We start from the raw sequence: 25,268 nt of genomic DNA, 5'->3' as shown, positions 1-25,268 counted from the left end.
AATGGAAATTCTTCAGCAATGGCTTGATGCTACCAATGTTCCGGTGCTTTCCGCCTTTATTCTGGGACTGATGACTGCCATCAGTCCCTGTCCCCTCGCAACGAATATCACTGCCATCGGCTATATCGGCAGGGATATCGAAAACAGAAAAAAGGTGTTCTACAAGGGACTGCTGTATACGGCGGGCAGGGCCATTTCATATACCGGATTGGGCATCGCGATCTTTGTCGGCGCATCCACGTTCGATGTGGCCAGGATATTTCAGGGATGGGGTGAAAAACTGCTGGGACCAATACTGATTCTTATCGGACTCTTCATGCTTGACCTGCTGCATCTGAGTTTCGGTGGAGGCGGAAGCTGGACGAATCGAATCGGAGAACGGTTCACCCAGGGATCGTTTGGGGCCTTGTTCCTCGGAATGCTGTTCGCTCTCGCATTCTGTCCTTATAGCGGGGTGCTGTATTTCGTGATGCTCATGCCCATGACCGTTGCAAGCGTAGATGGTCTGTACCTCCCGGTGGTCTTTGCTGTCGCGACCGGACTCCCCGTTATCGTGGCTGCCTGGCTTCTCGCATTTACTGTCAGTGGAATCGGAAGTTTCTATCAGCGCCTCAAAATTTTTGAAAAGTGGTTTCGCCGGGCCGTCGGCGTACTGTTTGTACTTACCGGGGTGTATCTCATCTGGCAGGTGTTTTTCTCCTGACAAATATTAAGCGCAAGGAAGTGCAGCCGCTATGGATGGCTGCCATCTCTCACAATGGAACAAAGAAAAGAACTGAAAATATTTTCCTTGATCGCGGCGTTTTTCCTCGCCGCTTGGTTTATGCCTGTCGGAACACCCCGTTTCGACAATGCGGTACTCGAATCCTTCGAACTGCTGCGTTGGTACGCTCATGAACATGTTCTCCTCTGCCTGGTGCCGGCGTTTTTCATCGCCGGTGTGATCGCCGTTTTCGTCAGTCAGGCGTCGGTGATCAAGTATTTCGGAGCCAATGCGGTCAAGTGGAAATCCTATCTTATCGCGTCCGTTTCTGGCAGTATACTCGCGGTCTGTTCATGCACGATTCTCCCGCTCTTCTCCAGCATTCATAAGAGAGGTGCAGGACTCGGTCCCGCCATCGCCTTTCTGTATTCCGGTCCCGCCATCAATATTCTTGCCATCATTCTCACTGCAAGAATACTCGGCTTCGAACTTGGTGTGGCCCGTGTGATTGGTGCAGTGGTTTTCTCCATCATCATCGGTTTACTGATGGCATTGTTCTTCCGAAAGGAGGAGCGCGAGAAAGCTGCTGCGCAGTTGAACCTTCCCCCGGTCGAGGACGGCCGGCCGTTCTGGCAAACCGCCCTGCATTTTTTTGCGCTCGTGGGTGTGCTGGTGTTTGCGAACTGGGGGCAACCGGGAGATGACGCAGGCCTGTTCTCGCTGATTTTCGATTGGAAATGGTTCCTCACCGGGGCCTTCGCCATCATTGTTGCGTACACACTCGTTCGTGTCCTCGGTATGAAACCGCTGCATGTGCTGCTCGCTGCGGTACCAGTTGTCGTCCTAGCCATTCTCGTCCCGGGCAGCCCTCTCCTGGCTTTCGTCGTCGGTACGGGAAGTCTCACCGTTCTCACCGCGTTGTATCCGGGCGAGCCCCGGGAATGGCTGATGTCCAGCTGGGATTTTACCAAGCAGATCATGCCGCTGCTTGCTGCGGGCGTTCTTGTGGCGGGGTTGCTGCTTGGAACTGCCGGCGGCGAAGGACTGATCCCGAACGAGTGGGTTTCCGCGCTCGTTGGTGGAAATTCGCTCGGCGCAAATCTCTTCGCTTCGGTGTTCGGTGCGTTCATGTATTTCGCGACGCTCACGGAAGTCCCCATCGTCCAGGGATTGCTTATGAGCGGCATGGGAAAGGGGCCCGCACTCGCACTTTTACTTGCAGGCCCGGCCCTTTCGCTACCAAACATGCTCGTCATCCGCAGCGTGATGGGGACGAAAAAAACGCTCGTTTTCGTCGCCCTTGTCGTTGTCATGGCGACTCTGAGTGGACTGCTGTACGGCAGCTTTTAAGTAGGCTTCGTTATGGATCGATAAGATCGGCATGAGGTAGTACTGCCTGTAGGAGTTTATGCATGCAATCTGAAAACGTCACCTCCCAGGTTGAACGCTTGCTCTTTATTACACTGATCTTTCTCTGTTGTATTGCTGATTCGGGGAAAGCTCAATGTACGTGTATGGGCGGAGCCGCCGTCGGAGGAGGGGCGCCCACATACGGGAATGCAGCGATGAATATGCTCCCTGTCGGGGGCATGCTCACTTCTGCCTCCTATCGGTATGGACATGGAAATACCTTCCTCCGCGGGGACAGCCATACGGAGACTGGTGCTGTACTCTCCTATACCATGCATTATCTCGACCTCGCTTTCGCATACGGAATTCATGCGCGAGTCACTGCCGTGGCGAACCTGGGGTTTTTTCCACGCAAATCCCAGCGATTCCCGGACTACACCATCACCGGGAGCGGTGTATCTCATGTATTTCTCGGAGGGAGATACCTTCTGTACAGGGACGAGGCAGATGGTTGGGATTGGAATGCGGGAGCTGGCCTGCGCATCCCACTGTCTGCTGCGTCAACGAATCTCCCTCAACATATCGACCCGAGTACAGGTGCCTTGGGCGTATCCCTCCGATCACATCTCACTGGCAGCTTGAGTGAGGATGTCCTCTATCTCCTGTTCGGGCAGTCATTTGATATCAGTGCGACGAATTCCGCAGAATACCGGTATGGTCCTGTTCTGCGGTCCTCCATTGCTTTTCTCTGTCGCGTCACGGAACCCCTGGCGGTGATTGCGGAGATACGTATCGAGCATCGATGGCAGGATCACTTTTATGATGGACCAATCGATGATTCGGGGATGTCGACGCTGGTTTTTTCTCCGCAGTGTGCCGTTCGCATTGGACCGCTGCTGTTTTCACCATTTTTCGATTACCCTTTGTACAGGTATTATCATGGGACACAACTCGCGAATGATATGCAAGCAGGATTCCACCTTATCTGGAAGTCTGGCGAAGCTGCGCATTGATCGCGTCATCCTGCCCTTTCTCATCGTTGTGTTCCTCCTGCTGACAGCGTGCGATGACGAATCGACAGGAACTGCACCAGGTACGGTGACGCAGGGAACCCCGGTGACATTCCTGGAGATCGGAATGGACCACTGTGAAGCGTGCATTCTGATGCGTCCCATCATGGAAGCAATCGCTTCACGCTATGGAGAAGAGCAGCTTACCGTCATTTTTCTTGACGTGATAAAGGATAAGGCGGAAGTCGACCCCTATAACATCCGTGTCATGCCGACGCAGATATTCCTTGATCAGGAAGGAATTGAGTTTCACCGACATGAGGGGTTTTATCCAGAGGAAGTTATAGATTCTCTTCTCTCCACGCGAGGTCTTACTCCTTCCCGGCCCCCTCCAGTACTACGTACCTTAAATTCACGTTCGTAGTGGGAGCATCATGAAGAACCTCATCGCGACAGTTGTCATCTTCCTGTGTTGCGTAGCAACGTTGCGCGCACAGAATCTTACGTCCGTTGATTTTTTTCTGCAGGATGTAGAAGGGGAGGACCAATCCTTTCAGCAATATCTCGCAGAGGTAAGAGATAACACTGGAAGAGGGAAGAGCGGAGTCGTCGTTCTGGTATTCTGGGGATTGTGCAAAGCGTGCAAGCAGGAGTTGAAAGCATTGGAGAGCGTGTACAAAGCGCACACGGCTGGAAATCTGCATATCCTCGCCATCAACATCAACAATACCCGCAGCATCGCCAAGGTCAAATCATACATCACTGCTCAGAGAATCCCATTCGAAGTATGGCTGGATCCCGTCAGTGAGGTGTTTAAAAAACTTAATGGACAGGGAATCCCCTATACGCTCATTGTCGATACGGACGGAAAGCTCCTCCTGAAGCAGCACGGTTTTCTTGCTGGAGACGAGAAGAAATTCGAGAAAGTGATCAAAGACTAACGCGCCCCCTGCGCAGCCACATCGGCGAACATGAAGATGATGCTTTCATTTTCACCTATGCGCAGACCAAGCGAACCGTTGATCTGCCCCTCCCACTCCGGTATGAACGTAATCGTGAAATCAGCGCGTTCGTCCGGCGCCAGTGTGAGCTGCGTCGGCGACACGCTGCCACCCGACAGGGGAAGCTTTGCCTTCCCCGCCTGCTGTGGGTACGCGGGATACGAGATCAGGCTCACGCCTGTCGTCTCCACCAGCAGCGTGCGATCCGAAATATTATGTACTGTCGATTGCACGGTGACCTGTTTACCAGCGCGGGCATCGGGGATTTTAATGTATGACGGATCGAGCGCAATGTCGCTGCGTACACGTGCAGATACGCGCAGGACGGTATGTGCTGTGTCGTCTCCGGAGAGATACACGCTCACGGATTTCCGCACGCGATCGCGTGAGCCACGTGGCGGGGTGAATGTTGCCTGAATACGTGCCGTCTCACCCGGGGGAATGATTTTTTCACTTAGTACGACAGCCGTGCAGCCACAGCTCGATCGAGCGGAGGCTATGGTGACTGTATCAGCGCAGCCATTGCGGAATATGAAGGTATGCGAGACAGTGTCGCTCTGCGCTATGCTGCCGAAATCGAAATCAGTGGATTCCTCAAGCTGAAAGCATGAGCGCGGCTCCTGCTGCTGCGCATCCATACTCGTCGAGAGGAGGATAACCAGCAAACTGATCGCAGTTAGCAAACGTGGGGAAAGCATGAAAAATCTCCAGAAGTTCAGTATGTGAGCGATTCGTTCTCCGGTTCTTCCGAATTCGCGGGAATATGGGCGAGCATGTCCTTGAGTTCCCACACACCCCGATGCCGCGCAACTTCCCGGCCCTGTGCATCAAAGATAATCTGTGCGGGAATCAGCGTCACTTCCCATTCCGCGAACAATTCCGGTGTATCTTCCCAGAAAACGATACCAATGCGAATGTCCGGTCGACGCAGCGCGAGGGTTTTGAGAATGCCGCGCATTTCCTGACATGGCAGGCAGCGCTTCCCACCGAATTCAATCACAGATGTGCTGCCCGCAGAAAGGAACACTCGCATCGTCTCGGCGCGCAGTGGGACGATAAGCGTATCAGTCGGATTCCGCTCAACGGATGCTTCGTCACTGGATGCCTGTTTTTCGCCGCATCCGTAAACAGAAGACAGCAGGAGGAGCAGGATCAGGCTGCCGATGGCTCTGTGGAGCTGTCTTCGGGCGTCGTCGGCGATGCCGCAGACGACATCCAGAAGATCTGTGTGTATCTGATCAGCGTTTGACACCTCTGACGGTGACGCTGACCAGACGTGCGCCATCGAGATTACGTGTTTCTTCCGGGAGATTTGAGAGCACATCTGTAAGCACATCCTCGGGAATAAGAATAGGTTTTTCTACGGGCGTCTGAACGCTGGCAAAGCCAGCCTGTGCGATGTGTCCAAGGTACGCCTGGCGCTGCTCGGCACCCGAAACACAGCCCGCGTACAGCTCGGCCACACTGCGTAGCTCATCCGGCATTTCGCCTTCCACCACGATGTCGGATACCGTGAAGCTGCCTCCGGGACGCAACACGCGGAAGATCTCCGAAAACGCTTTCGCCTTGTCCGGCACGAGGTTCAGCACGCAGTTGGATATCACGACATCGATCGTATCGTCGTCGACCGGCAGCGATTCGATTTCACCCAGCCGAAACTCAACATTCCCGATGCCCAGCTTCTCACGATTGGCATTCGCCTTCGCTATCATCACCTCCGTCATATCCACACCGATCACGCGTCCTTCATCGCCGACAGTATGCGCAGCGATGAACACGTCGTTCCCCGCGCCGCTGCCGAGATCCAGCACCGTCATTCCGGGTCTGATGCCGGCATGTTCGGTGGGAATACCACAGCCCAGCGCGAGATCGGCATCCGCGACATAGCCCTGTTGTCCGCTGTAATCGTCAGCCATGATAGAGTACGTCATCCCATCCCCACAGCACGACGACGTTGCCCCGCAGCATGAGGACGCATTCGTCTCCTTCGCCTGCTCCGCGATCACACTGTATTTCTCCTTAATAACATTCTTTATCTCTTCCGGCGTCTTCATAGATCACTCCATTGCAAGTGAATTCGTTGTAGTGTTAATCAAATCCGTTCTTCACGCGTCCCCCGCCTGCGTCCGCCACAAGCTTCATGACAAGAATCATCTCCCGCCCGATCTCCAGGCAGCGCTCACGGTAGACTTCCGCTTCGCGCCCGCTGCCGTCACTTTGCTTCGGGTCTTCATAGCGGATGGGGAAACGGGCGGCTGCGCCGGGGATGAAGGGACATGCTTCGTCGGCGTCACTGCAGGTCATGACGGCCGCGAAATTGCCTGAGGGATTGGACGGGTCGTCGTAGCGTTTCGACCAGCTCTCCAGCGGTGGAGCGGAGGGTGAAAAGCGCAGGGAAATATGCAGTTTCTGCATATTTTCGCCGGCTTCCTCCTTGAAACCACAGCCGACCAATGCCGCGATGGCATTGGGATGAAAGGCAGTCGCTTCCGTTCCTCCTGAAAAACACTGCACGCCATCGAGCCCGTATCCCCAGGCCGCGACCTGCGCCCAGATTTGCGCCATGTGACTGCGGCGCGAGTTATGCGTGCAGATGAAAATCAGTCGTGCCGTATCGCGCTGCGCAAGCTCTTCCGCGATCCATGCTGCCGTCTGCTCTAGCAATGTTCTGCGGTCCTGCGCGATGAGGTCTGCGCTCTCTCGGAGTTGTGCGAAGGTATCTGCAAGAGCAGGATACAGCTCGTTAAAACGCGCATTATCTGTTGCTGCCGTACTCATACGGTGGCCTCCTTCGTATTGCGGAAATATTTCTCCCTGAAGCGCAGAGCGACACCGACGAGGGCGATGAGGACCGGGACTTCAACCAGGGGACCGATAACAGCGGCGAAGGCGACACCGGAATTGATACCGAAGACGGCGACGGCAACGGCGATGGCGAGTTCGAAGTTGTTGCTCGCGGCCGTGAAGCTCAGTGTCGCCGTTTTTGAATAGTCGGCGCCCATACGTTTGCCCATGAAAAAGCTGACGAGGAACATCACGACGAAGTAAATCACCAGCGGCAGGGCGATGCGAAGGACGTCCATCGGTAACTGCACGATGAGTTCACCTTTCAGTGAGAACATCACGAAGATGGTGAACAGCAGCGCAATGAGCGTGATCGGGGAAATACGCGGTACGAAGCGCGAGTGGTACCACTCCTTGCCTTTCCTGCGTACCAGCACAAAGCGCGTCAATGCGCCGGCGATGAAGGGGATGCCGAGATAGATGAATACCGATTCCGCGATGTCCGACATGGCAACGTCCACCACGGTGCCCTGCATGCCAAGCCACTCAGGCAGCACGGTGATGAACACCCAGGCGTACACCGAGTAGAACAGCACCTGGAAGATGGAGTTGAAGGCCACGAGTCCTGCCGCATATTCGTTGTCTCCGCAGGCGAGTTCATTCCACACGATGACCATTGCAATACAGCGCGCGAGACCGATAAGGATGAGTCCGGTCATATACTCCGGCTGTCCGGGAAGAAAGAGCACGGCGAGACCGAACATGAGTATCGGACCGATAATCCAGTTCTGCACGAGGGAGAGCGAGAGCACGCGCACGTTGCGGAACACGTCGCCGAGTTCTTCATAACGGACTTTCGCCAGCGGGGGATACATCATCAGGATGAGTCCGATCGCGATGGGGATGTTCGTGGTGCCGGACTGAAAACTGTTCCAGAACCCTGCAATGCCGGGTGCAAAATGTCCGAGTCCCACACCCACCGCCATGGCCAGGAAAATCCACACCGTGAGGTAGCGGTCGAGAAAGGAAAGCCTCCGGGGCTGCTGTGCTGCAGGTGTCATGCTTCCTCCCCGGGAATGCAGCACACAAGTTCCGTCGCGTTTTCCAGTGTATTGATGTCGTCGTGATATTGCGCGTTGTCCGCAAAGCCTTCCTTCAGTACTTCAAGCAGGTGAAGGACAAAAGGTGATTCCCGCCGCAGCGTGTAATACATCCAGCGGCCATCCCTGCGTGTGGATACCAGCTGCGCGTGTCGCAATGTCCCGAGATGACGTGACACCTTGGTCTGCGTCATGCCGAGTACCCGCTCAATGTCGCAGACGCACAGCTCGTCACGTTGCAGCAGCAGATTGACGATCCGCAGACGGTTCTCATCCGCCACGGCCTTCAGCACTTCCCCCATTTCCCCGACGTCGTTTACAACAGTGTATGTTTCCATGTTTGCATTTTCCATTTTTCCATATGCACATATTCGCATAGCCGAATATATACATATCACACGCCCTGTGCAACCCCGGCGCGCACGAAGCGTGCCTTCCACTTGCGAAACGCCATGCTTTTCCCGAATATGCAAGCTGCCTCCTTCGGGAAGCGTTGTTTCACATCCACCGAGGGTGCCGCCATGAGAGGCATGCTTTTCCTGCTTTCCCTGCTGATTATCCCCCTGCTGCTGTCCTGCGATGATGACAATGTGATCGAGGCGCTGCCCTCGCGCTACGTGTATTTCGTGGACCAGGCGGGGACGCTGCAGCGTTATGACATCACGCTGAAAAAGGTCGAAAACATGGAACGGACCAACGTCACGCGGGTCACACCTGTGGCGGCAAATGGCATCGTCCTGTTTGAAGTCGCTCCGGGAGCCGAGACACGGTTGTACGGACATTGTGAAGACGGCAGTCTGATTCCCGTACCGCAGCCGGTGACCTCGGGTCCATCAGAAGAATACATCTATGGTGTGGGAGGCGCGGTGCTGAGTCGCGAAGGACATCATGCCGCATGGTCGGTGTACCGTCGTCCCACTGGCTCGGAAGACAGCACGGAGTGGGCGCAGGAACTCTGCCGCTTCGACTGTTCCTCATGGGAGATGAACCGTGTGGACGTTTCCGTGTATGTGCGCGAGCAGTTCGAAGGGACCAACTTCAGTCCTGACATCATCATCGTTCGTGAACTGATGATCAGTGACGACGGTGCCAATGTCATCGTCAGTGTCGACATGATGCAGAAGGAAGGGGGCGTGGCGGTGGACCATCAATCGCTGCTGCTGCGCTGGCAGGGCGATGCGCTTTCGATGCTGCAGGGCAATCGCCAGGGCTTTCACCTCATCGCCTTCGACGGCAGCTGCACCACGCTGTTCTACTCATCCGCGGGGAAAGGCATGGCGCTCGATTGCGCGGGTGGAAACGCCGTGAGCAAGAATTTCAGCACCGACCACAAGGAACTGCTGCGTCCCTCCGCATTCACAAAGCGTACGGGCGAATATCTCGCTTCATACAGCAACGGGGCGCTGCTCGCGCTCGTACGCGTGGACAACGGAGAGAAGACGTCGGTGCTTTCCTCGGTCAGGGATATCACGGCGATGTTCCCCGACATCATTTTCGGGGAATTGCAGGACTGGGCTTCCGTATCACCCGATGGCGAATGGGTGGTCTTCGGATGGATTGGCGACAATACCGAGTACCTCTTCACCGTACGCCGTGACGGAACGGACCTGCGCCAGATCGGCAAGGGACGTTTCCCGATACCCGCAACCATCTCGGATGAAATCCCGCTCTGAGCATTGGAACGCAAGCGCTGCTGACGAGGTACAAGCGGACAGCATTTTATGAAAGGAAGTCACATGCGACGTTTTATCCTGCTTTCGTTTTTTTCCCTGGTAATGTTTTACAGTCCGCTCTCCGCTCAGCGCGTGTTTATTGAAAATACGATCGGGGTGGGTCCCCATGTCGGCTGGTATCAGAGCAACGACGCGGAGGAGGGGGCGCTGTATTTCGGCTTCCAGGGACGCCTGCGCTGGGGACGGAATGTCGGGCTCGAACTCACGCTCGACTATCGTGACAATGAAATGTTCGATGCGGGGAAATTTGATGCCACCCGCCTGAGTGCGGATGTGATGTACATTCCGATTACCGCTTCGCTGATGATATTCGCTCCCCTCGGCAGTTTCCTCAATCCCTACGGCGTGGCCGGGATCGGGTGGTATTACACGCTGACGGATTACGAGCTGATCAATGCCGGTGTCGACGTCCGCCGTCTTCTCGAGAATGAAGACAATTTTGAGATGGGCTATCATTTCGGACTGGGACTGGAAATCCCGTTCTCAGCCAACGTGGCCCTGCACTTTGATGCGCGTTACATTTTTCTCGGTACGGAAATCCGGACCATTCGCGATATCACCACGCTCGATACGGATACCGACAACAGCAATGGTATCATGTTCGGGGGTGGACTCATGCTGTATCTCTGACGCAACCTGTATCTCTGACCCAACGGAAGAATCATGATGAAATCCACGACACGTTTTTTCCTTCTTCTGCTCCCGGCATTTCTGATCCTCCTGCCCGCATGCTCGGCGCAGGACAAGGCGGATGAGGGCGACTGTTTGCACATCGAGGGCGGGGAAATCCATGATTTCGGGACGATCAACCATGGCGAAAAACCCACGCATGCGTTTCGCTTCACGAACACCTGCAGTGATACCATGCGTTTTACGGCAGTGAAGGCGAGTTGCAGCTGCACGGCTGCCATGCCCGACGATGATGTGCTCGCCCCGGGTGAGGATACGGAAATTCGTGTGACCTTCTATCCACCGCGATCGAGTAATGGACATGTGGAAAAATCCGTTTCCGTGTTTGTGAACGATGAGCCGCGGCCGCATTTCGTCCTGCGCATCAAGGCGGATATCGTCTCCGGTTTCCGCACGGAGCCCGAGAAAATCGAGGTCGGCAGTATTCCCGTGGGACGCGAGGCGAAACGCAGCTTCACCATCACGAACCTCGGCGATGCGCCACAGGAAATCGTTGCCGTACAGGCAGTACTCAGCATCGAGGATCGGGGAGATGACGGCAGCGGTCCGCCTGTCGTTCGTCCCGTGACCACTGCATCCTTCTCCCCGGAAAAGTTCACCCTCGAAGCGGGAGCGTCGCAGGAGATTACAGTGCGCTTTACCCCGAAGGTGAAAGGCAAACTGCTCGGCAGCGTGGTGGTGTACAGCGGACCCGAAGCGCGACAGGTGGAATTTACCGGTATGGTTGAATAGCGGCAGATTGCCTGTGAATCAGACAGCGCTTTTGCGCACGAAGTGGCAGCATCCTAACTTGTCTTTTTACTTGATTGGATTAACGGCGTCATGGCACTCAAGGACAAACTGACTTCACGACTCGCGATCAAGATTTACATCGTGCTCTCCAGCCTGTTCATCCTTATGTTCATCGCGGATGCCTGGATCATGCCGGCCCTCGTGCACTCACGGGACGAAATCACCATTCCCGATGTCACGGGGAAAAAGGCCGAGGCGGCCATGGCTCTGCTCGAGAGCAAGGATCTCAAACCGCAGATTTACGACACCGCGTCACACCCGGATATCCCGCCCGGACATGTGGCGTTTCAGGATCCCGTCGCCAACAGCGTGGTGCGGGAGGGACGCAATGTGTATCTGACGGTCAGCGGCGGGGAAGAGCGCATCGCCATGCCGAATCTGCGTGGACGCTCGCTGCGCGACGCGCGTATCACACTCGAACAGATGGAATTCCGCATCGGGAAGGTGAGCTACGAGCCATCGGATCTCCCGGCTGAATCGGTGGTCTCGCAGAACATCGCGCCGGGCAAACGTGTGCCGAAGAACAGTGTCGTGGAAATTACCGTGAGCGGGGGATCGGACATCGAGGTGGAAATCCCGTACCTCGTTGCACTGAGTCTGGATGAGGCGCAGCAGAAATTGCTTGAAAGCGGTCTGCGGCTCGGCAAGGTTTCCTACAGCGAAAACAGCAGTTTCCTCCCGAACACGGTGCTGGCGCAGGATCCTCTCGCGGGCGATCCCATCGCTCCCAATGGCGCCGTCAATCTCACCGTGGCGCACTGACATGACCGTACATGAAATCATGCAGCAGGTCGCCCTGCTGTCCACTGGCGAATACTCGCATAGCGGGGATATCAGTACGATTGAAATCCCGACACCCGGCGGAAGACGGCAGGTGATCTATGGGAAAATTGATCTGATGGGGGATGAGGAAGTTGCGGTGATGTATTCGACCGTAGGACGGGTCAACGAGTGCGTCGACCTGCGGTACCTGCTGCAGCTCAATGCCTCGCTGCGCTACACACGAACGGCACTGCTGGAAGAGGAGGAGGTTGTGCTGGTTGCGATGTTCGACCTGCTGACGACGACGATCAAGGAATGTGCCCGCATGATTCAGGAACTGGCGGCGGTGGCCGACGATCTCGAACGGCGCTGGTACAGCGACGACATCAGCTGAGCAGCCACTCGGCTTCAAAACGCTGCGGCTGCAGCGGCAGAAATCCTTCCCCGTATTTCCCTCCGACATGAAAACCGAGACGCTGTGCGCGTCCGATCAGCGAGTCAAGAAACTCCGGCGTACTGATATATGTCTCCGGTCCATCCTCGTTTTCCCCCGTATAAAACTGCGACGCGTATGCGCGCACGGCCTGCATTTTCTGCTCGAACACCGCGCTGATGTCGATGATGAAGGCCGGTGTGAAGTCGTGGGAGAGCATGTAATAGTAGGCGCGGGCGGGACGCCAGGGCAGCTGCGCGCGTCCGGCAGTGTCGCTGCTTTTCAGCTTCGCGAGTCCCGACGCGAATACGGCATCGCGCACGAGTTCGGAGGCGTGCATGTGATCGGGATGCCGGTCTTCGAAATATGGCAGCATTACGGTGGCGGGACGCCATTGCCGCAGAGCGCGAATGACAGCCATGCGCTGCTCGGGAATGTTGGCGAGTCCGCCGTCCGGCAGATCCAGGTTCTCACGCAGATCGAGTCCGAGAATGCGCGTGGCCTCCGCGGTTTCCGCGGCACGACTGTCCACCGTTCCCCGCGTGCTGAGTTCGCCTCGCGTGAGGTCGATAATACCCACGCGCCGCCCCGCCTGCGAGAGCAGGAGGAGCGTGCCGGCGCAATGCAGCTCTGCATCATCGGGATGCGGTGCGAAGGCCAGGACGTCGAGCTGTGAAGCTTCCATGCTTACCTCTTTTCAAATTTTTTCAGTTCCTCGAGCCTCTTGAGCACGTCCGCGCGGTAGGGATCAATAGGGGATGCAGCTTTCAGGTATGCCTCATACGCCTCGCGTGAAAACTTGAGCTGTCCCTGTTCGGCATAGAACATGCCTTTCAGATACAGGGCCTTCGCGGGGTAGTATGCTCGTTGCGTGGCCTGATCCAGCACGCGTATGGCTTCCCAGATGCGGTTCTGACTGTAGTGGAACGATGCCATGTTGCAGTAGAATTCCTCATTCGTTTGATCGAGCGTGATGGCGTTTTCGTACAGCAGCAGCGCATCGTCGGTTGCACCTTCCCGTGCTCGGATGGTGGCCTGGTTATCGCGGAAGCCGGCATGTGATGGATCGAGGCGCTTGATGCCGTCGATGGCGAGTCCCGACGCTTCACGATCACCGATGTTGAAGGAGGCGATCATCAGCAGACGCAGGAGATACGTGTTCACCGGCATCAGCTGCAGGGAGCGGGTGATGAGTGCGAGTGCGGGACCCCATTGCTCGTTGCCGACATAGCTGGCGGCCTGGCGCAGGAAGAGGTCACCGAGCACGCGGGCACCTTCCTCGTTCTGCGGTGTGGTGACGAGAAGCTGCGTCAGCTCACGCACCGCGCTGCTGTCGTCGCCCGCCATCACGGCCGCTTTTGCGCGGAGCACGGTGTTGCGTTCCTGGAACAGCGTCTGCGTCAGCGTCCGCGTACTGTCATCTGCCGAAGCGAGAAGACGGTCAGGCGGAGTGCGCTGTGCGAACAGCTGCATGATATCCACGAACGTCCCCTGCGCATCGAATCCGCCGCGTTGTGGCAGCATGTCGAACATGCCATACGGCGGGAGTCCCCCGGCAAGTCGTTCCATGCCCGCGCGATTGGCGCCGTAGGCGGAGAGCAGGGATGCATAACTCCCGAGTTCCGCACGGCGGAAATGCAGTTCCATGTCTTTCGACTCGTGCATCAGCGATTCGAAACGCGCACGTGAGGGCTGGTCTGCGGCAAAGGCGCTGTTGGAAGCGATGATTCCGACCATGGCATTTTCCGGATCCGGCGTCGAGATCCAGAGCTCCACTGCAGGGAAGACTTCCGCTGCAGCGGAGAAGACGGGACGCAGTCCGTCGAGCGGCATGCGCGCGAGCGAAATCCACTGCGCCATGATGCCCTTCTCACTGAGGTGGTCCGAGATAGCCTGGAACCAGGCGGTGGTGAACAGCTGTGGGGCGGGACCCGCTTCAGCCAGTGGTTCGGCGGAAATGATCACATCGACTTTTTCATCAGTGCGCGCGAGGTATGCTTCGATGCGTTCGTTGTGGAGGCTGACGTTTTCGAGCCAGGGACGAGGACGCGCGGTGGTACGAGTGGCATCCGAGAGGTGCAGGATCGCCGCCGAAGGTTCGACGACGGTGACCGAAGAGGGCTTGTGCATCTGCACTGCCTCGATCGGGATGCTGCTGCCGAGTCCGAGCACGAGCACCGAAGCATCTTCCGGTCCCATGAACATCGGGAGATGTCCCATTCGATACAGGTCGCTCTGCACGGCGCGCGACGCCTGGGTGAGCGTTTCCTGCTGATTCCAGAACAGCGCATGGAAGCGGTCGTCATAATCGCGCGATTGCTGCAGCGTCATTTTCCCGGCGGGAGTCGCTTCCTCTTCGACGATGCGGAACGCCTGCGGATTGAAGAAGTTGTGAAATCCGGGCGTCTGCAAACCGGTGAGCAGCAGCAGATGCGCGGCCCACAGCGAAGCCGCGATGATCCATCCCGTTTCGCGTCGATAGCGGCGCAGCAGGAGATACAGCGCCAGCAGCGACAGCAGTCCGGCGGCACCAACGCCAATCCACGTGAAGAAGACGAGTCCATTGAGAATGAGAAATCCCACAATGCCCGCAGTGAGCAGCGTTTCGAGCATGTACTGAGAAAGTACCGGGGTATCGGGTTTACGAATATGTGCGAAACCCATGGCGGCAAAAAACACCGCGCCGAGCAGATGCAGCATGAGCATCTGCGCTGCCGCATCGGCCACCGCGCCCTGGTAGTACTCCGTATACATTGAAGGATACCAATCGGCCACATAGGAAGCGGAAAGATTGATCAGCAATCCCGCCGCGAAAATCAGCGCTACGATACCGACGATAAGTCCCTGCGCCCTGCGTGCGGTCATGAGTCCCACCTGCCATCCGAGTCCCATCGCAATCAGCAGCGCTGCGGGCATGCGCGCCAGCATTCCTTCCGAAATCGCGGGCATCTGCGCCATTTCATAGAGATACCAGGGCAGAACGAAGGTAATCAGCAGCGGCACGGCATACTGCACTGTTATCCACGGCGACGGCAGGCGCAGTTCCTTTTCCTGTTTGCGCACGGCTTTTTCGTCCGGCGCCTTGTCCTTCGGGAAATTGAACACCAGCGGGAGGGAAGCAGCGGCCTGGATGAAGAACAGCAATCGCAGATCCATGCCCGTGGTGAGCAGCGTCATCCCGAGCGCCCCGAAGCCTGCCCCGAGCAGCAGCCAGGGCAGACGGTCGCCTTCTTCCTCGCGCTGGGCCTCAGCAGCGGCGAGCGCGGCGAGGGGGAGTCCCGCCCCGATGCCATAAATCACCGTGAGAATGAGCAGTGGGACGATGGAAGACTGTCCATCAACGAACGCGAGATTGTCTGTTATCGAGTAGAGTCCCATCACTCCCGCCGGCAGCAGCAACGCCAGCGTTGTAGGCAAATAGCGGCGAAGGGAGGAAGGAAAGAGGGAAAAGAACCACGTACGCTGGCCCGTGAGCAGCGCGGCCACAAAGGGGATAATTCCGAGAACGAGCGGAAAGACGCCCCAGTAGAGGGTTGGGAAGAAAAAAGAGTGTGCGGCTGTCCAGAACGCGATCATGGCCCCGGCGGCGACGCCGGTCAGCAGGCGGTATTTCACGTGGGCTCCCGTCTGATAGAGAAAACAGGGTCAATCCCCTAACATACGCAACCGGCGCGCTTTCCTCAAGGTGAATGGGGGCTCCCTCGAGGTGCCGGGGTGTCCCTGATGCTGCAGCCGTCCCCTTTCTGGCGTGCGAGCCTCGTTTGAGGGGGGTATAAAAGAAGGCACTTGCACAGGTCGGGCCGCTTCCGTATACTTGTTGTCCTGTCCCGCACGATGGCTGCAACGCATTGTGCAGGGGTGGAGTATCCGTCCCACCTGAGAAAACTATTGACTCTGGACGGATTGTTTCTTACATTTAATTCTGCTTTGACTGAAGCAGAATTTTCGATGAGATATCATCAGGAGAACGATCGTGGCGAAGAAACAGACATTTGCCGACAAGTCGAAGGCGAAGGACAAGGCTGAAGGAGTATCCATCAAGGCCATCGTGTCCATTTACGACGAGGACACCAAGTCCTGGAAGTTCCGCGAGCGCATGATGCGTGTCGCGAGCGTCAATGACCTGCAGAACATGAAATTTTAATTGGTGATACAATGAAAGAAAATTTGCATCCGCGCTATCACAAATGTGAAGTGACGTGCAGCTGCGGCTCGACCTTTGTCACGCGCTCGACGCGCGAGACGCTGAAAATAGAAATCTGTTCGCAGTGCCACCCGTTCTACACGGGCAAGCAGAAAATCATCGACTCGGCAGGCCGCGTTGAGAAATTCAATCGCCGTTATGCCAAGTACAACGAAGCCAAGAAGAAGGAGAGTCAGAGCGCATGAGACCCCAGAGACGTGGCGGCCGCCGCCGTTCGAATGTTGCAAAGCGCCGTCCCGATCCGTTCCGCGGACAGGACGTCATTTACATCGACTACAAGGAAAGCAAGTTCCTCGAGCGCTTCACCAACGACCAGGGCAAGATTCTCCCGCGCCGTCTGACCGGCCTGTCTGCAAAGAATCAGCGTCGCGTCGTTGAAGCGATCAAGCGCGCGCGTTACATGGCCTTCATGCCGTTCGTGGGCGAAGGACTCAAGTAAGCAATCGATAAACGAAGAGGATAGATCAATGGCTCGCAAATGTCAGGTGACGGGTAAAGGTCCGCTGGTTGGAAACCACGTTTCCCACTCGCACAACCGCGTCAAACGCCGTCAGCTCCCGAATCTTCAGAAGAAGAAAATCTATATTCCGGAGCAGAAGCGCTTCGTGACCGTGCGCATCAGCGCCCGCGCCCTCAAGACCATCAACAAGAACGGCGCCTTCGTCACCCTTCAGAAGGCCGGCCTGTTGTAATCTCCCCCTTTCTGCCCTCCCTTCCCGGGAAATATGCAGAAAGTGCATAAAATGTATGAGTGAAGAGCGCCCCTCTGTGTTTCGACGCAGAGGGGTGTTTTTTTATAGGGGTTGGTTGCGGACAAAATAGCCTCTTATTGCGCCTGACACAAATTCGATGGTATCTTGCGCGGAGTTCGCTTTCGGGCGCATTTCACGCCATCCCGCGGAGAAATATGCAGAAAGTGCATAATTATTCATTCATGAGAGGGCAGGTATGAGGACATTCTGGGGATTTGTCATCGGCATGGCAGGGATTTACCTGAAGACCGAGTATGGTCTGGAAGATGGTGCAAATGGCCAGATCGCACTGTACGTGTTTTCCGAATTGCTCATCGTCACTGGCGGAGCAATGTTTTTTCTCAAAGGCCGTTCAGGAATCGGGTGGGGATGGGGCTACAGCATTATGATCGGAGTGGTCGGTGCGGTAAACATTTTCTACGCGCTCACGGATGTCCCTCGAGTAGAATGGGTTGTTTACTCCATTTACGGATTTGCGTTGCTACTCATCGGTTGGAGGCAATTGAGTATGGAGAAGGAAAAGGAATCCGAAGCCGGGGTAACGTGATGAGAGTTGGAAATAGATCATGTCTGACGCTTCTGTGCGTTGCTGCTCTGTTTATCTGCGCTTGCAGCGATCGTCCCTCTGCTGAAGAGGCCGCGCAGTACATGAAAGAACACCCGCATCCACTGAAGCTGATGATGACGGATTCGAGTATTGTAGCGCAGTATGCAGGCAAGGGAGTGCTTGAGAATTACCGTTTAACCCTCTGGCAACCGGATAAGGAAGGTATGTTTCATATCGTGGACAAGATGAGGATAGCCTGCGCACCAATTCATATGGGCGAGAAGCACGAATGGTTGTTTTCCGAGCTCGGCATCGACACTCTCATTCCAGGTTCGACCCTTCATTACGGTAATCGACAGATCGACAGCAGCCAGTTCGGCTATGCATGGACACTGAAGAAGGATACTATAGTTCCAATACTTGTCTATTAAATCTGAGTTGTTTCCCATGGTCAATAGAAGAATAATCCTTTTCGGTTTCACAATGTTGTGTGTCTGCGGGGTGCTTGCCGCACAGACGCCACAGGTGTATACCGCCGGGGAAATCAGGAAGGTCATGCGTGATGGAGATTTACGTCCGACGATGGATTTGACGGACTTCGCCCCGGATGCCCCTGTGTACGCAATTGGTCCGGTTGAAGGACTGCAGGGCGAGATCACAGTCTGGAACGGGCGTCCGTCAATCGCTCGTGTGCAGTCTGACACCGTGTCCGTCGCCAGCACGTTCGAAGTGCGTGCCAGCTTCCTTGTTTACGCCGAAGTCCCTTCCTGGCAGGAGGTACCCATTCCCGCAGAAGTTCAGGATCTCGCCGGCCTAGAAAATTTTGTCGCCCGAGCAGCAGTCGAACACGGAATTGATGTGAATGACGCCTTCCCGTTCGGCGTTCGCGGCGTTCTGCCCTATGTAGCATACCACGTCGTGAACAAGACCGATACCACAACGCACAGCAGGGAAAAGTGCGAGCAGGTGCAGGTCCATTTCTCGCTGGAGAATGCCGACGTACGCCTCCTCGGCTTCTACTCGGACCATCATCACGGCATTTTCACGCATCATGGCAGCAACATGCACGTACATATGGTGACAGCGGACGGCAGGAAATCCGGCCATCTCGAATCCGCAACACTCAGCAGCAACGCCGTACTGCTCCTTCCCAAGCTGTGATTCCGTCGCACATCTATTGCATCAGCCACGCCGATTTGCTATCTTTGAAATCAGCCTAATGGCATCCCCGGAGAGGTGGGTGAGTGGCTGAAACCAACGGTTTGCTAAACCGTCATACTGGGAAACTGGTATCGAGGGTTCGAATCCCTCCCTCTCCGCAAAGCAAAAGCCCCGTCAACTGACGGGGCTTTTATCGTTGTGGAGCACTCCGGAACCTCAATGAGAACAGCGTGAGTTTTGAGTGCGAGGGCTGTGATATCAAGGGGTTGCAATAATTACGACGAGCGTATTGTTATCGTAGTTTCGTGTCCAATGGAATGGGCTGTATCCACCAGGATTCACCTGATGATGGATGTTTATTGGATGTTTTCGGTGGGCGAATTACCGCAATAGTATCATCCTCCGCGTCTGATTCTGCCCATCTGCGAGTAGAATCGTGATTCCCCATCACCGTAGACCTCCATGCCGTCCACTCTAACGATCTCGCGTGCATGGAATTAAGGCGGGATGTTCTTTCCGAAGATCGAGTTCGGAATCGATTTCAGAGAGAATGGTCTTGCATCTCGGCGGCACGCTGACGAACTTGCTGCATAGCTGGACCACTCGGAGGGACATTTTCATGCCACGCCTGATACTCGCTGTCTTCACTTTCTTCTTCCTCGTAGGTATACCCGAGCGCACCCAGTGCAACAATGAAGAACTTGATTCCCTGTCGCTTCAGCAAGCCCAGGTGTATCTCGATTCGTTGTGGGCAATCTACGAAGTCAGGGATACGGATGAGGATTACGCCCGCAAACGTATGCACGCCTTCCTCGATGCCTGGGCTGATGAGGGAAGGAAGGAAGTGTCGAACAGTCCTCGAGATAGCATGGCGAAGCTTTGCGATGAGGTGATCAATATCACTTTCAGGCCCCGCTTCCCTCATCTCGCTGAACACTACAGACCAGAAGACAGCGCGCAATTAACGAGTCAGGGTGAATACATCGTTGTCCGCGATAGTATTAGATATTCAGTTGCAGAAGACGCGATGGATTGGGATACTCTTGCATCGCAATCTTATTGGGAGCCGATGGTCACGGGTAGGATCCTCAGTCAACTGACATACAGGAAGTGGCGGCCTCGTCTTCAATCCCCGCGCAAAGTTCTCTATCTCGATGAAGGCCGGAACGTTGCCTTCCGGGCGTTCCTCAATGGCCATACGGATCTGCAGGACTACAGGTTTAAGAAATCAGAGAACGACATTCGCTTCACATGGGTCGACAGTTTTTTCCCGATATGTCCCGGTCACTGGGGTGATTACTACGGCTTACCGACGCTGAAAGCTGTTGGTCGGTTTATCTTTTCTCCATCGATGAAGAAAGTGATAGTCTCCATCGCAGATGGTTGCTTCACCGGGTCCAAAGCAATCCTGATCCAGAGAGATGACGGCTGGCAGCAGGAAACTACATTTGGTCACTGGGTGGAGTGATTTCGAGTGGAGCACACACACTCCAAATTGCATGCAACAATGCGACACTTTCCGGAAGGCTGCTGGGCGACCGTGGATGTTTATTGGATGTACGGGTGTTCGACATGTGCTGGAAGACCTGTAAATAAGGGGGGCTCGTTATCATGATCATCGGAGGTTCTATGAAGTGGGTGATGTATTTGTCGGTAATGATTGGACTGCTCATCATTGGTGCAGGATTTACGTATGCTCCTTACTTCGCGTGGTGTGAGTACGAAGATCTGCAGGGCGGTACGAAGATTGGCAGGCATTTTACATTCAGTCCTCCATCGAAGGAACAGGCGCTACGTGAATTAAAGGATGCCTTGCCTCACATCAATGTCACTGATCACTGGAAGGAGAAAGTAGCAGCAACGTACACTGAGCCCATGACACCATTGCAGCGACATCAGGGCATAAGCTCGATTTTTGTCGGCTCAGCTTTTATTGCCTTCCCATTTCTGTACCGATCGAGAAAGAGAAAATCTCAGAATAGGATAGCCACGTGACAGGAGAGAGGATATGCAGATCAGAATCGGGATCGCGAGCATCGCTGTTGCCCTGCTGCGATAGCGCACCTGGTAATCACGTCCCAGAGCGTCAAGCACGGTCAGTCTCACCTACGTGTATTATTGATCCCTGGTTTCGATCAGTTCGTAGTGGGCGGCTTCCTGGTCCCAGCGTTTCAGAACCTTCTGAGCGACATCGGGGACATACGATTTCCTGTAGTCCTCTCCCTGGAAGTCGATGACGTTCTGAATCGAATCGAAAGTCATGATGGTTACGAATTCCACTTCCTCAGAATGTTCTGTTCTCAACACTATCACCTGTCGAAAGCCGGGAATGTTCTTCGCTTCGATACCAGGCAATACCGTGTTACTGAGAACCTCCTGGTATGCATCTGCATTCTCCAATGTGGTCCATCCATGCCATACGCGTTTGATACTCATACGCTCCTCGCTGTTTGGGCTTTGACGTGATAGCTGAACCGCCATGCCGTTTGGATGGTTCCGGGCGGGGACCGCTGAGCCGTCGCGTATGGTATCCGAGTGCTTGTGCTCCAGGACTATTTCTGATACACCGTGATGTCTGCTGTCATAAGGCTGTTGCCCTGGGCATCACGAAACACAGCTTGTGGGAGATTGTACTGCCCCAGCGACCTGTTGTAAAAGATAACGCAGGGTTCGTTTTCCCTCGTTGACAGATTTTGAACAAGACCATCCAATTCAAATTTGTCAATCAACCACATGATATCGTTTAACCGTGATCCGGATAATTTCCAATACCCCATGAGGGTATCAGGTTCATTTCCCCAACTCGTTGTCCAGTTTGCGTCTGTTTCGAGGCTGAAATACTGCGCTCTTTCAAACCGCAATACCGGCGCTTCTGCCCACGATACCCGGATGGTGCCATTCCATGTGAATCTGAGGAACCACCCCCCGGCTCCGGCATCCGTTGGGGAGTCCGCGTCATCGGAACATGCAGGCAGAACTGAAGCGAATAGCAGTACAGCACAGACCAAAACGTACTTGCTGAGCTTTCCATCGGAGTACATTGGAAGCCATTTTCTTGGTGGAGCAACGCTTTCCAACGTTACAGTATCACCTCTTTAGATTCAAGAGGGGGGTCCTTCAAAGCAAGAAGGACGATTTTATGGTTTTCTTCTCTTTAGAGGTTGTATTAACGTAGTGTGAAAATGTGATCGTTGTGCAGAATTACTAATGGGTGGATGTATGCGAAACTGGCCGAAGAGGTATTCCATCGTATTGGCGCTGGGTCTGCTGCTCGGGATGCTCCCGGTATCCAGTCTGCAGGCACAGTCGTATGCCGTTGTCGTCAAGGGAGGATACAGCGATTACGGAGAAGCATGCATCGGAGGTATTGGAGGTGGAGGGTGCGAGTGGAACTGGGAACGTGGTCCCATTCTCGGAATTGGAATCCGCAGGCGCACAAGTGAATCGTTCGCCGTTGAGGCTGTCCTGGATTATTCCTGGCATCGATACCGCGGAGGGGAATGGGAAATGAATCTCGTCAATGAGCCGTGGAATCGTATCCTGGAATTGAATGCAATCGCACGGTATTCGATTGCGCTGTACCGGCCGGTGTATTTCAATCTGCTTGGGGGAATGGGGCTGTCGTATCAGGACAAGGATGACCTGGTCCGTGAGTATGACGGACAAGTCTATACCACCGCCGGTGTGGAATCTTTTCATGTCAGCGGTGTGCTTGGCTTTGCGCTTGAAGGACGCGTCGCTGATCGCATCGAGCTGTCGCTGGAGGGAACATGGCATATGCGGTATTACATCTCTCCCACCGTACAACTTGGGATCGCGTACGTTATCGACCCTGACTAGCAGTACCGACCACGGAGAAAGGTCGTGTACCCGTGCGCAGCTGTTCATGTTCATTGTTCTGAGCTGCGCACAGGAATCCCGCGCAGGCTGACCACGCCCAGTCCCCCAATCTGCTTTCCTCCCTTGTATTTGTACCCTTCCCGGTATATCTTCCTACTGTCCAATTTGCTTACAATTTTATTCTAGCGCGGCGGAACTGTTCCGCCTGCAGTGCGCTGATATCTTTATTCGCAAGGAGCGTATTCCATGGCAGTATACCCTACCGAGGAAAAAAAGCGTGTTGCCGTGCTTGGCGGAGGATTGGGGGCATTGACCGCTGCGTTTGCGCTGACGAGCCCCGAGAATCCGGATGCACACAAATACGAGGTCACCGTCTATCAACTGGGATGGCGGCTTGGAGGAAAAGGTGCCAGTGGACGCAACCAGGCTATTGCCGATCGTATCGAGGAGCACGGCCTGCATGTGTGGATGGGTTTTTATGAAAATGCCTTTGCCGTCATGCGCGAAGCCTACGCGGAATGGAAAGGTCCGGGAAATCTCTTCGGGGATTGGAGAAACGCCTTCACGCCGCAGAGCTACGTACCGTACCAGGAGTATGTCGAAGGACAGTGGCGCACCTGGGCGATTGACTATCCGATGAACACGGGACTGCCCGGTGACGGAAGCGAACTTCCCTCGCTGTGGGACTATGTCGAGATGCTGCTCGGCGAACTCTGGGATATGCTGACACGGCATCAGCTCGTCGACGCTGCGAAAGAGACATCGCACAAGCCTGCTTCATGGCTGTCAAAACTATTTCATCACGCCGTCGAGGATGTTGAGGGCGAGCTTGCCAAAGCCGGGGGAATGCTGCTAAGGCATGCGCTCGATTTCGCACGCCTCCTCGACGCGGATCCGAAACAGCACGATCCGAAGCAGCACTCGAAGCTCGATGCACTGCTCGGGAAATTTCTGCACTGGCTGTGGGAGACGATCGGCAAGGATGTGGAGAACGACGACACGCTGCGCCGGCTGTGGATCCTCGTGGAACTGGGCGTCGCAAATCTTCGCGGCGCCATTGCTGAAGGGGTGTTCACGAAGGGACTCGGCGTTTTGAACCGTTACGAATACCGTGATTTCCTCAGGAAATACGGGGCTTCCGAGCTGACGCTTTCGTCCGTCCCGGTGCGCGCTATCTACGATCTGTATTTCGCGTTCGAGGACGGCGACATTGACCGCCCGAACATCGCCGCCGGTGTGGCCCTGCACGCGATCATGCGCATGGTCTTCACCTACAAGGGCGCCATCTTCTGGAAGATGAACGCCGGGATGGGCGACACGATCGTCTCGCCGATGTATGCCGTACTGCGCCAGCGCGGGGTCAAGTTCAAATTTTTCCACCGCGTCACCGATATCGAGGACGATGGCAGCGGTGCGATCTCAACGCTGCGTATGATGCAGCAGGTCCGTCTCCGCAAACCCGACACCGAATACGATCCGCTGATCATGGTTGATGGACTCGCCTGCTGGCCAAGCGAGCCCCTGTATGATCAGATCGACGAAGCGCAGGCAAAGAAGCTGCAGGCACAGAACATCGACCTTGAGTCGTTCTGGACGCCGTGGAAGGATGAAGGGGAGGAGGAAGCTCTCACGCTGAATAAAGGTGAGGACTTTGATCTCGTCGTGCTCGGGATGCCGCCCGCGGTGCTGCGTACCGTGATGTCGGAATCGATTCGCGCACGTGCGGACTGGAGGGCCATGCTCGATAACGTCGGCACGGTGCAGACCATGGCTGCACAGCTCTGGATAGAGAAGGACCTCGCGGAAATGGGCTGGAATGCTCCGAGTCCGATCACCACGGCATACGCCGAACCGCTCGACACCTGGTGCGATATGTCGCATTTGCTCGTCCGCGAGAGCTGGAAAGCGCCATATCTGCCGAAAGACATCAGCTACTTCTGCGGACCCATGCAGGATCCGCCATCGATTCCCCCGCCCGGTGATCATGCGTTTCCGGGACGCGAGGCCGACCGTGTGAAGGACGCCGCGATGCAGTGGTTCGACGCCGAACTGGCGCACTTCCTTCCTTCCGCAGCTCCGGTGGTCAATCCTGCAGGCTTCGATTACAACCTTCTTGTGGATACCGCGCCTGGCCGCAGCGGGAGGTCGCGCTTCGATTCGCAGTACTGGCGCGCCAACTGTGATCCTTCGCACCGCTACACGCAGTCCACCGCGGGCAGCATCGAACATCGTCTCGCCGCTGGCGCCTCCGGCTTCGACAATCTCATCTTATGCGGCGACTGGATCGACTGCATCATCAACGTCGGCTGCGTCGAATCGACGGTCATGTCGGGTCTGCTCGCATCGCGCGCGATCTCGGGATACCCGGAGACCATCGTCGGCGAAAACATCAGGTCCTGACGGAGA

At 55.5% G+C, this 25,268-nt stretch carries 30 protein-coding genes and 1 tRNA gene; 22 read left to right on the top strand and 9 right to left on the bottom strand.

Going from position 1 to position 25,268, the window contains the following annotated elements; all coding sequences use genetic code 11:
- Position 1: 1 nt before the first annotated feature.
- From KQI65_10300 to KQI65_10280, 5 genes are all read left to right on the top strand, one after another.
- Complete coding sequence (locus KQI65_10300; protein MCB2205129.1) at positions 2-703, top strand: sulfite exporter TauE/SafE family protein; 702 nt, start codon at positions 2-4, stop codon at positions 701-703.
- A gap of 54 nt (positions 704-757) precedes the next feature.
- Complete coding sequence (locus tag KQI65_10295) at positions 758-2,053, top strand: permease (protein ID MCB2205128.1); 1,296 nt, start codon at positions 758-760, stop codon at positions 2,051-2,053.
- 215 nt (positions 2,054-2,268) lie between these two features.
- Entirely contained in the window at positions 2,269-3,066 is a 798-nt protein-coding gene (locus KQI65_10290; protein MCB2205127.1) for a hypothetical protein, read from the top strand.
- Complete coding sequence (locus tag KQI65_10285; protein ID MCB2205126.1) at positions 3,011-3,487, top strand: thioredoxin family protein; 477 nt, start codon at positions 3,011-3,013, stop codon at positions 3,485-3,487. Before KQI65_10290 ends, KQI65_10285 begins: the two co-directional genes overlap by 56 nt.
- A 10-nt stretch (positions 3,488-3,497) precedes the next feature.
- On the top strand, positions 3,498-4,004 hold the full coding sequence (locus KQI65_10280; GenBank protein ID MCB2205125.1) for a TlpA family protein disulfide reductase: 507 nt from the start codon (positions 3,498-3,500) through the stop codon (positions 4,002-4,004).
- On the opposite strand, the gene KQI65_10275 is transcribed toward KQI65_10280, so the two are convergent.
- From KQI65_10275 to KQI65_10250, 6 genes are read right to left on the bottom strand one after another with little or no spacing between them, the layout of a single operon-like run.
- Positions 4,001-4,762 (bottom strand): DUF1573 domain-containing protein, encoded by a 762-nt coding sequence (locus tag KQI65_10275; protein MCB2205124.1) that lies wholly within the window; start codon positions 4,760-4,762, stop codon positions 4,001-4,003. The genes KQI65_10280 and KQI65_10275 overlap by 4 nt on opposite strands.
- A 17-nt stretch (positions 4,763-4,779) precedes the next feature.
- A complete protein-coding gene (locus tag KQI65_10270; GenBank protein ID MCB2205123.1) occupies positions 4,780-5,316 on the bottom strand; it encodes a thioredoxin family protein in 537 nt (178 codons plus the stop codon).
- Positions 5,303-6,118, bottom strand: coding sequence for an arsenite methyltransferase (gene arsM / locus KQI65_10265; GenBank protein ID MCB2205122.1), 816 nt, complete (start codon positions 6,116-6,118; stop codon positions 5,303-5,305). The genes KQI65_10270 and arsM overlap by 14 nt, the downstream gene beginning before the upstream one ends.
- A 34-nt stretch (positions 6,119-6,152) precedes the next feature.
- The gene (locus KQI65_10260) at positions 6,153-6,842 is read right to left on the bottom strand and encodes a protein-tyrosine-phosphatase (GenBank protein ID MCB2205121.1); all 690 of its coding nucleotides are present in this window, start codon (positions 6,840-6,842) and stop codon (positions 6,153-6,155) included.
- The gene (arsB, locus tag KQI65_10255; protein ID MCB2205120.1) at positions 6,839-7,909 is read right to left on the bottom strand and encodes an ACR3 family arsenite efflux transporter; all 1,071 of its coding nucleotides are present in this window, start codon (positions 7,907-7,909) and stop codon (positions 6,839-6,841) included. Before arsB ends, KQI65_10260 begins: the two co-directional genes overlap by 4 nt.
- Positions 7,906-8,250, bottom strand: a complete 345-nt coding sequence (locus tag KQI65_10250; protein ID MCB2205119.1) for a metalloregulator ArsR/SmtB family transcription factor — start codon at positions 8,248-8,250, stop codon at positions 7,906-7,908. The genes arsB and KQI65_10250 overlap by 4 nt, the downstream gene beginning before the upstream one ends.
- Positions 8,251-8,469: 219 nt before the next feature.
- On the opposite strand from KQI65_10250, the gene KQI65_10245 reads away from it, so the two are divergent.
- From KQI65_10245 to KQI65_10225, 5 genes are all read left to right on the top strand, one after another.
- Positions 8,470-9,621 carry a hypothetical protein gene (locus KQI65_10245; protein MCB2205118.1) on the top strand — a complete coding sequence of 384 codons (1,152 nt, stop codon included), beginning with the start codon at positions 8,470-8,472 and terminating at the stop codon, positions 9,619-9,621.
- Positions 9,622-9,684: 63 nt separating this feature from the next.
- Entirely contained in the window at positions 9,685-10,311 is a 627-nt protein-coding gene (locus KQI65_10240; GenBank protein ID MCB2205117.1) for a porin family protein, read from the top strand.
- A gap of 36 nt (positions 10,312-10,347) precedes the next feature.
- Complete coding sequence (locus KQI65_10235; protein MCB2205116.1) at positions 10,348-11,103, top strand: DUF1573 domain-containing protein; 756 nt, start codon at positions 10,348-10,350, stop codon at positions 11,101-11,103.
- Between the two features lie 90 nt (positions 11,104-11,193).
- Complete coding sequence (locus KQI65_10230) at positions 11,194-11,925, top strand: PASTA domain-containing protein (GenBank protein MCB2205115.1); 732 nt, start codon at positions 11,194-11,196, stop codon at positions 11,923-11,925.
- 1 nt (position 11,926) lies between these two features.
- On the top strand, positions 11,927-12,319 hold the full coding sequence (locus tag KQI65_10225; GenBank protein MCB2205114.1) for a hypothetical protein: 393 nt from the start codon (positions 11,927-11,929) through the stop codon (positions 12,317-12,319).
- On the opposite strand, the gene bshB1 is transcribed toward KQI65_10225, so the two are convergent.
- Both bshB1 and KQI65_10215 read right to left on the bottom strand, forming a co-directional pair.
- Complete coding sequence (gene bshB1 / locus KQI65_10220) at positions 12,312-13,043, bottom strand: bacillithiol biosynthesis deacetylase BshB1 (GenBank protein ID MCB2205113.1); 732 nt, start codon at positions 13,041-13,043, stop codon at positions 12,312-12,314. The two genes, KQI65_10225 and bshB1, sit on opposite strands and share 8 nt — an antisense overlap.
- Before the next feature lie 2 nt (positions 13,044-13,045).
- Entirely contained in the window at positions 13,046-15,973 is a 2,928-nt protein-coding gene (locus KQI65_10215; protein MCB2205112.1) for a hypothetical protein, read from the bottom strand.
- Between the two features lie 358 nt (positions 15,974-16,331).
- Here KQI65_10215 and KQI65_10210 point away from each other — a divergent pair, with 358 nt between their 5' ends.
- The 10 genes from KQI65_10210 (at position 16,332) to KQI65_10165 (ending at position 21,017) form a co-directional block, all read left to right on the top strand.
- Positions 16,332-16,502, top strand: a complete 171-nt coding sequence (locus tag KQI65_10210; protein ID MCB2205111.1) for a hypothetical protein — start codon at positions 16,332-16,334, stop codon at positions 16,500-16,502.
- A gap of 11 nt (positions 16,503-16,513) precedes the next feature.
- Positions 16,514-16,747: a 50S ribosomal protein L31 gene (rpmE, locus tag KQI65_10205; protein ID MCB2205110.1), complete on the top strand. Its 234-nt coding sequence runs from the start codon at positions 16,514-16,516 to the stop codon at positions 16,745-16,747.
- Positions 16,744-17,001: a 30S ribosomal protein S18 gene (rpsR, locus tag KQI65_10200; protein ID MCB2205109.1), complete on the top strand. Its 258-nt coding sequence runs from the start codon at positions 16,744-16,746 to the stop codon at positions 16,999-17,001. Before rpmE ends, rpsR begins: the two co-directional genes overlap by 4 nt.
- Before the next feature lie 28 nt (positions 17,002-17,029).
- Positions 17,030-17,254, top strand: coding sequence for a 50S ribosomal protein L28 (gene rpmB / locus KQI65_10195; GenBank protein MCB2205108.1), 225 nt, complete (start codon positions 17,030-17,032; stop codon positions 17,252-17,254).
- Between the two features lie 256 nt (positions 17,255-17,510).
- Positions 17,511-17,861, top strand: coding sequence for a hypothetical protein (locus KQI65_10190; protein ID MCB2205107.1), 351 nt, complete (start codon positions 17,511-17,513; stop codon positions 17,859-17,861).
- Between the two features lie 101 nt (positions 17,862-17,962).
- Positions 17,963-18,292, top strand: coding sequence for a hypothetical protein (locus tag KQI65_10185; GenBank protein ID MCB2205106.1), 330 nt, complete (start codon positions 17,963-17,965; stop codon positions 18,290-18,292).
- Positions 18,293-18,308: 16 nt separating this feature from the next.
- The gene (locus KQI65_10180) at positions 18,309-19,022 is read left to right on the top strand and encodes an acetolactate decarboxylase (GenBank protein MCB2205105.1); all 714 of its coding nucleotides are present in this window, start codon (positions 18,309-18,311) and stop codon (positions 19,020-19,022) included.
- A gap of 69 nt (positions 19,023-19,091) precedes the next feature.
- Positions 19,092-19,180: transfer RNA gene (locus tag KQI65_10175), tRNA-Ser, on the top strand.
- 461 nt (positions 19,181-19,641) lie between these two features.
- Complete coding sequence (locus KQI65_10170; GenBank protein MCB2205104.1) at positions 19,642-20,490, top strand: hypothetical protein; 849 nt, start codon at positions 19,642-19,644, stop codon at positions 20,488-20,490.
- 161 nt (positions 20,491-20,651) lie between these two features.
- Positions 20,652-21,017, top strand: coding sequence for a hypothetical protein (locus tag KQI65_10165; GenBank protein MCB2205103.1), 366 nt, complete (start codon positions 20,652-20,654; stop codon positions 21,015-21,017).
- A 120-nt stretch (positions 21,018-21,137) separates the two neighbouring features.
- Here the strand turns inward: KQI65_10165 and KQI65_10160 are convergent, their stop codons facing one another.
- Complete coding sequence (locus KQI65_10160; GenBank protein ID MCB2205102.1) at positions 21,138-21,458, bottom strand: antibiotic biosynthesis monooxygenase; 321 nt, start codon at positions 21,456-21,458, stop codon at positions 21,138-21,140.
- Between the two features lie 783 nt (positions 21,459-22,241).
- Between KQI65_10160 and KQI65_10155 the strand changes: the two genes are divergently transcribed.
- Both KQI65_10155 and KQI65_10150 read left to right on the top strand, forming a co-directional pair.
- Positions 22,242-22,862: a hypothetical protein gene (locus KQI65_10155; protein ID MCB2205101.1), complete on the top strand. Its 621-nt coding sequence runs from the start codon at positions 22,242-22,244 to the stop codon at positions 22,860-22,862.
- A 246-nt stretch (positions 22,863-23,108) separates the two neighbouring features.
- Positions 23,109-25,262 (top strand): NAD(P)-binding protein, encoded by a 2,154-nt coding sequence (locus KQI65_10150; protein MCB2205100.1) that lies wholly within the window; start codon positions 23,109-23,111, stop codon positions 25,260-25,262.
- The last annotated feature ends 6 nt before the right edge of the window (positions 25,263-25,268 follow it).

The sequence above is a fragment of the bacterium genome, assembly GCA_020444325.1.
GTDB lineage: Bacteria > Bacteroidota > Ignavibacteria > SZUA-365 > SZUA-365 > BM516.
Note: the sequence above shows the minus strand (reverse complement) of the source record. Positions and strands in the feature narration are given on the sequence as shown.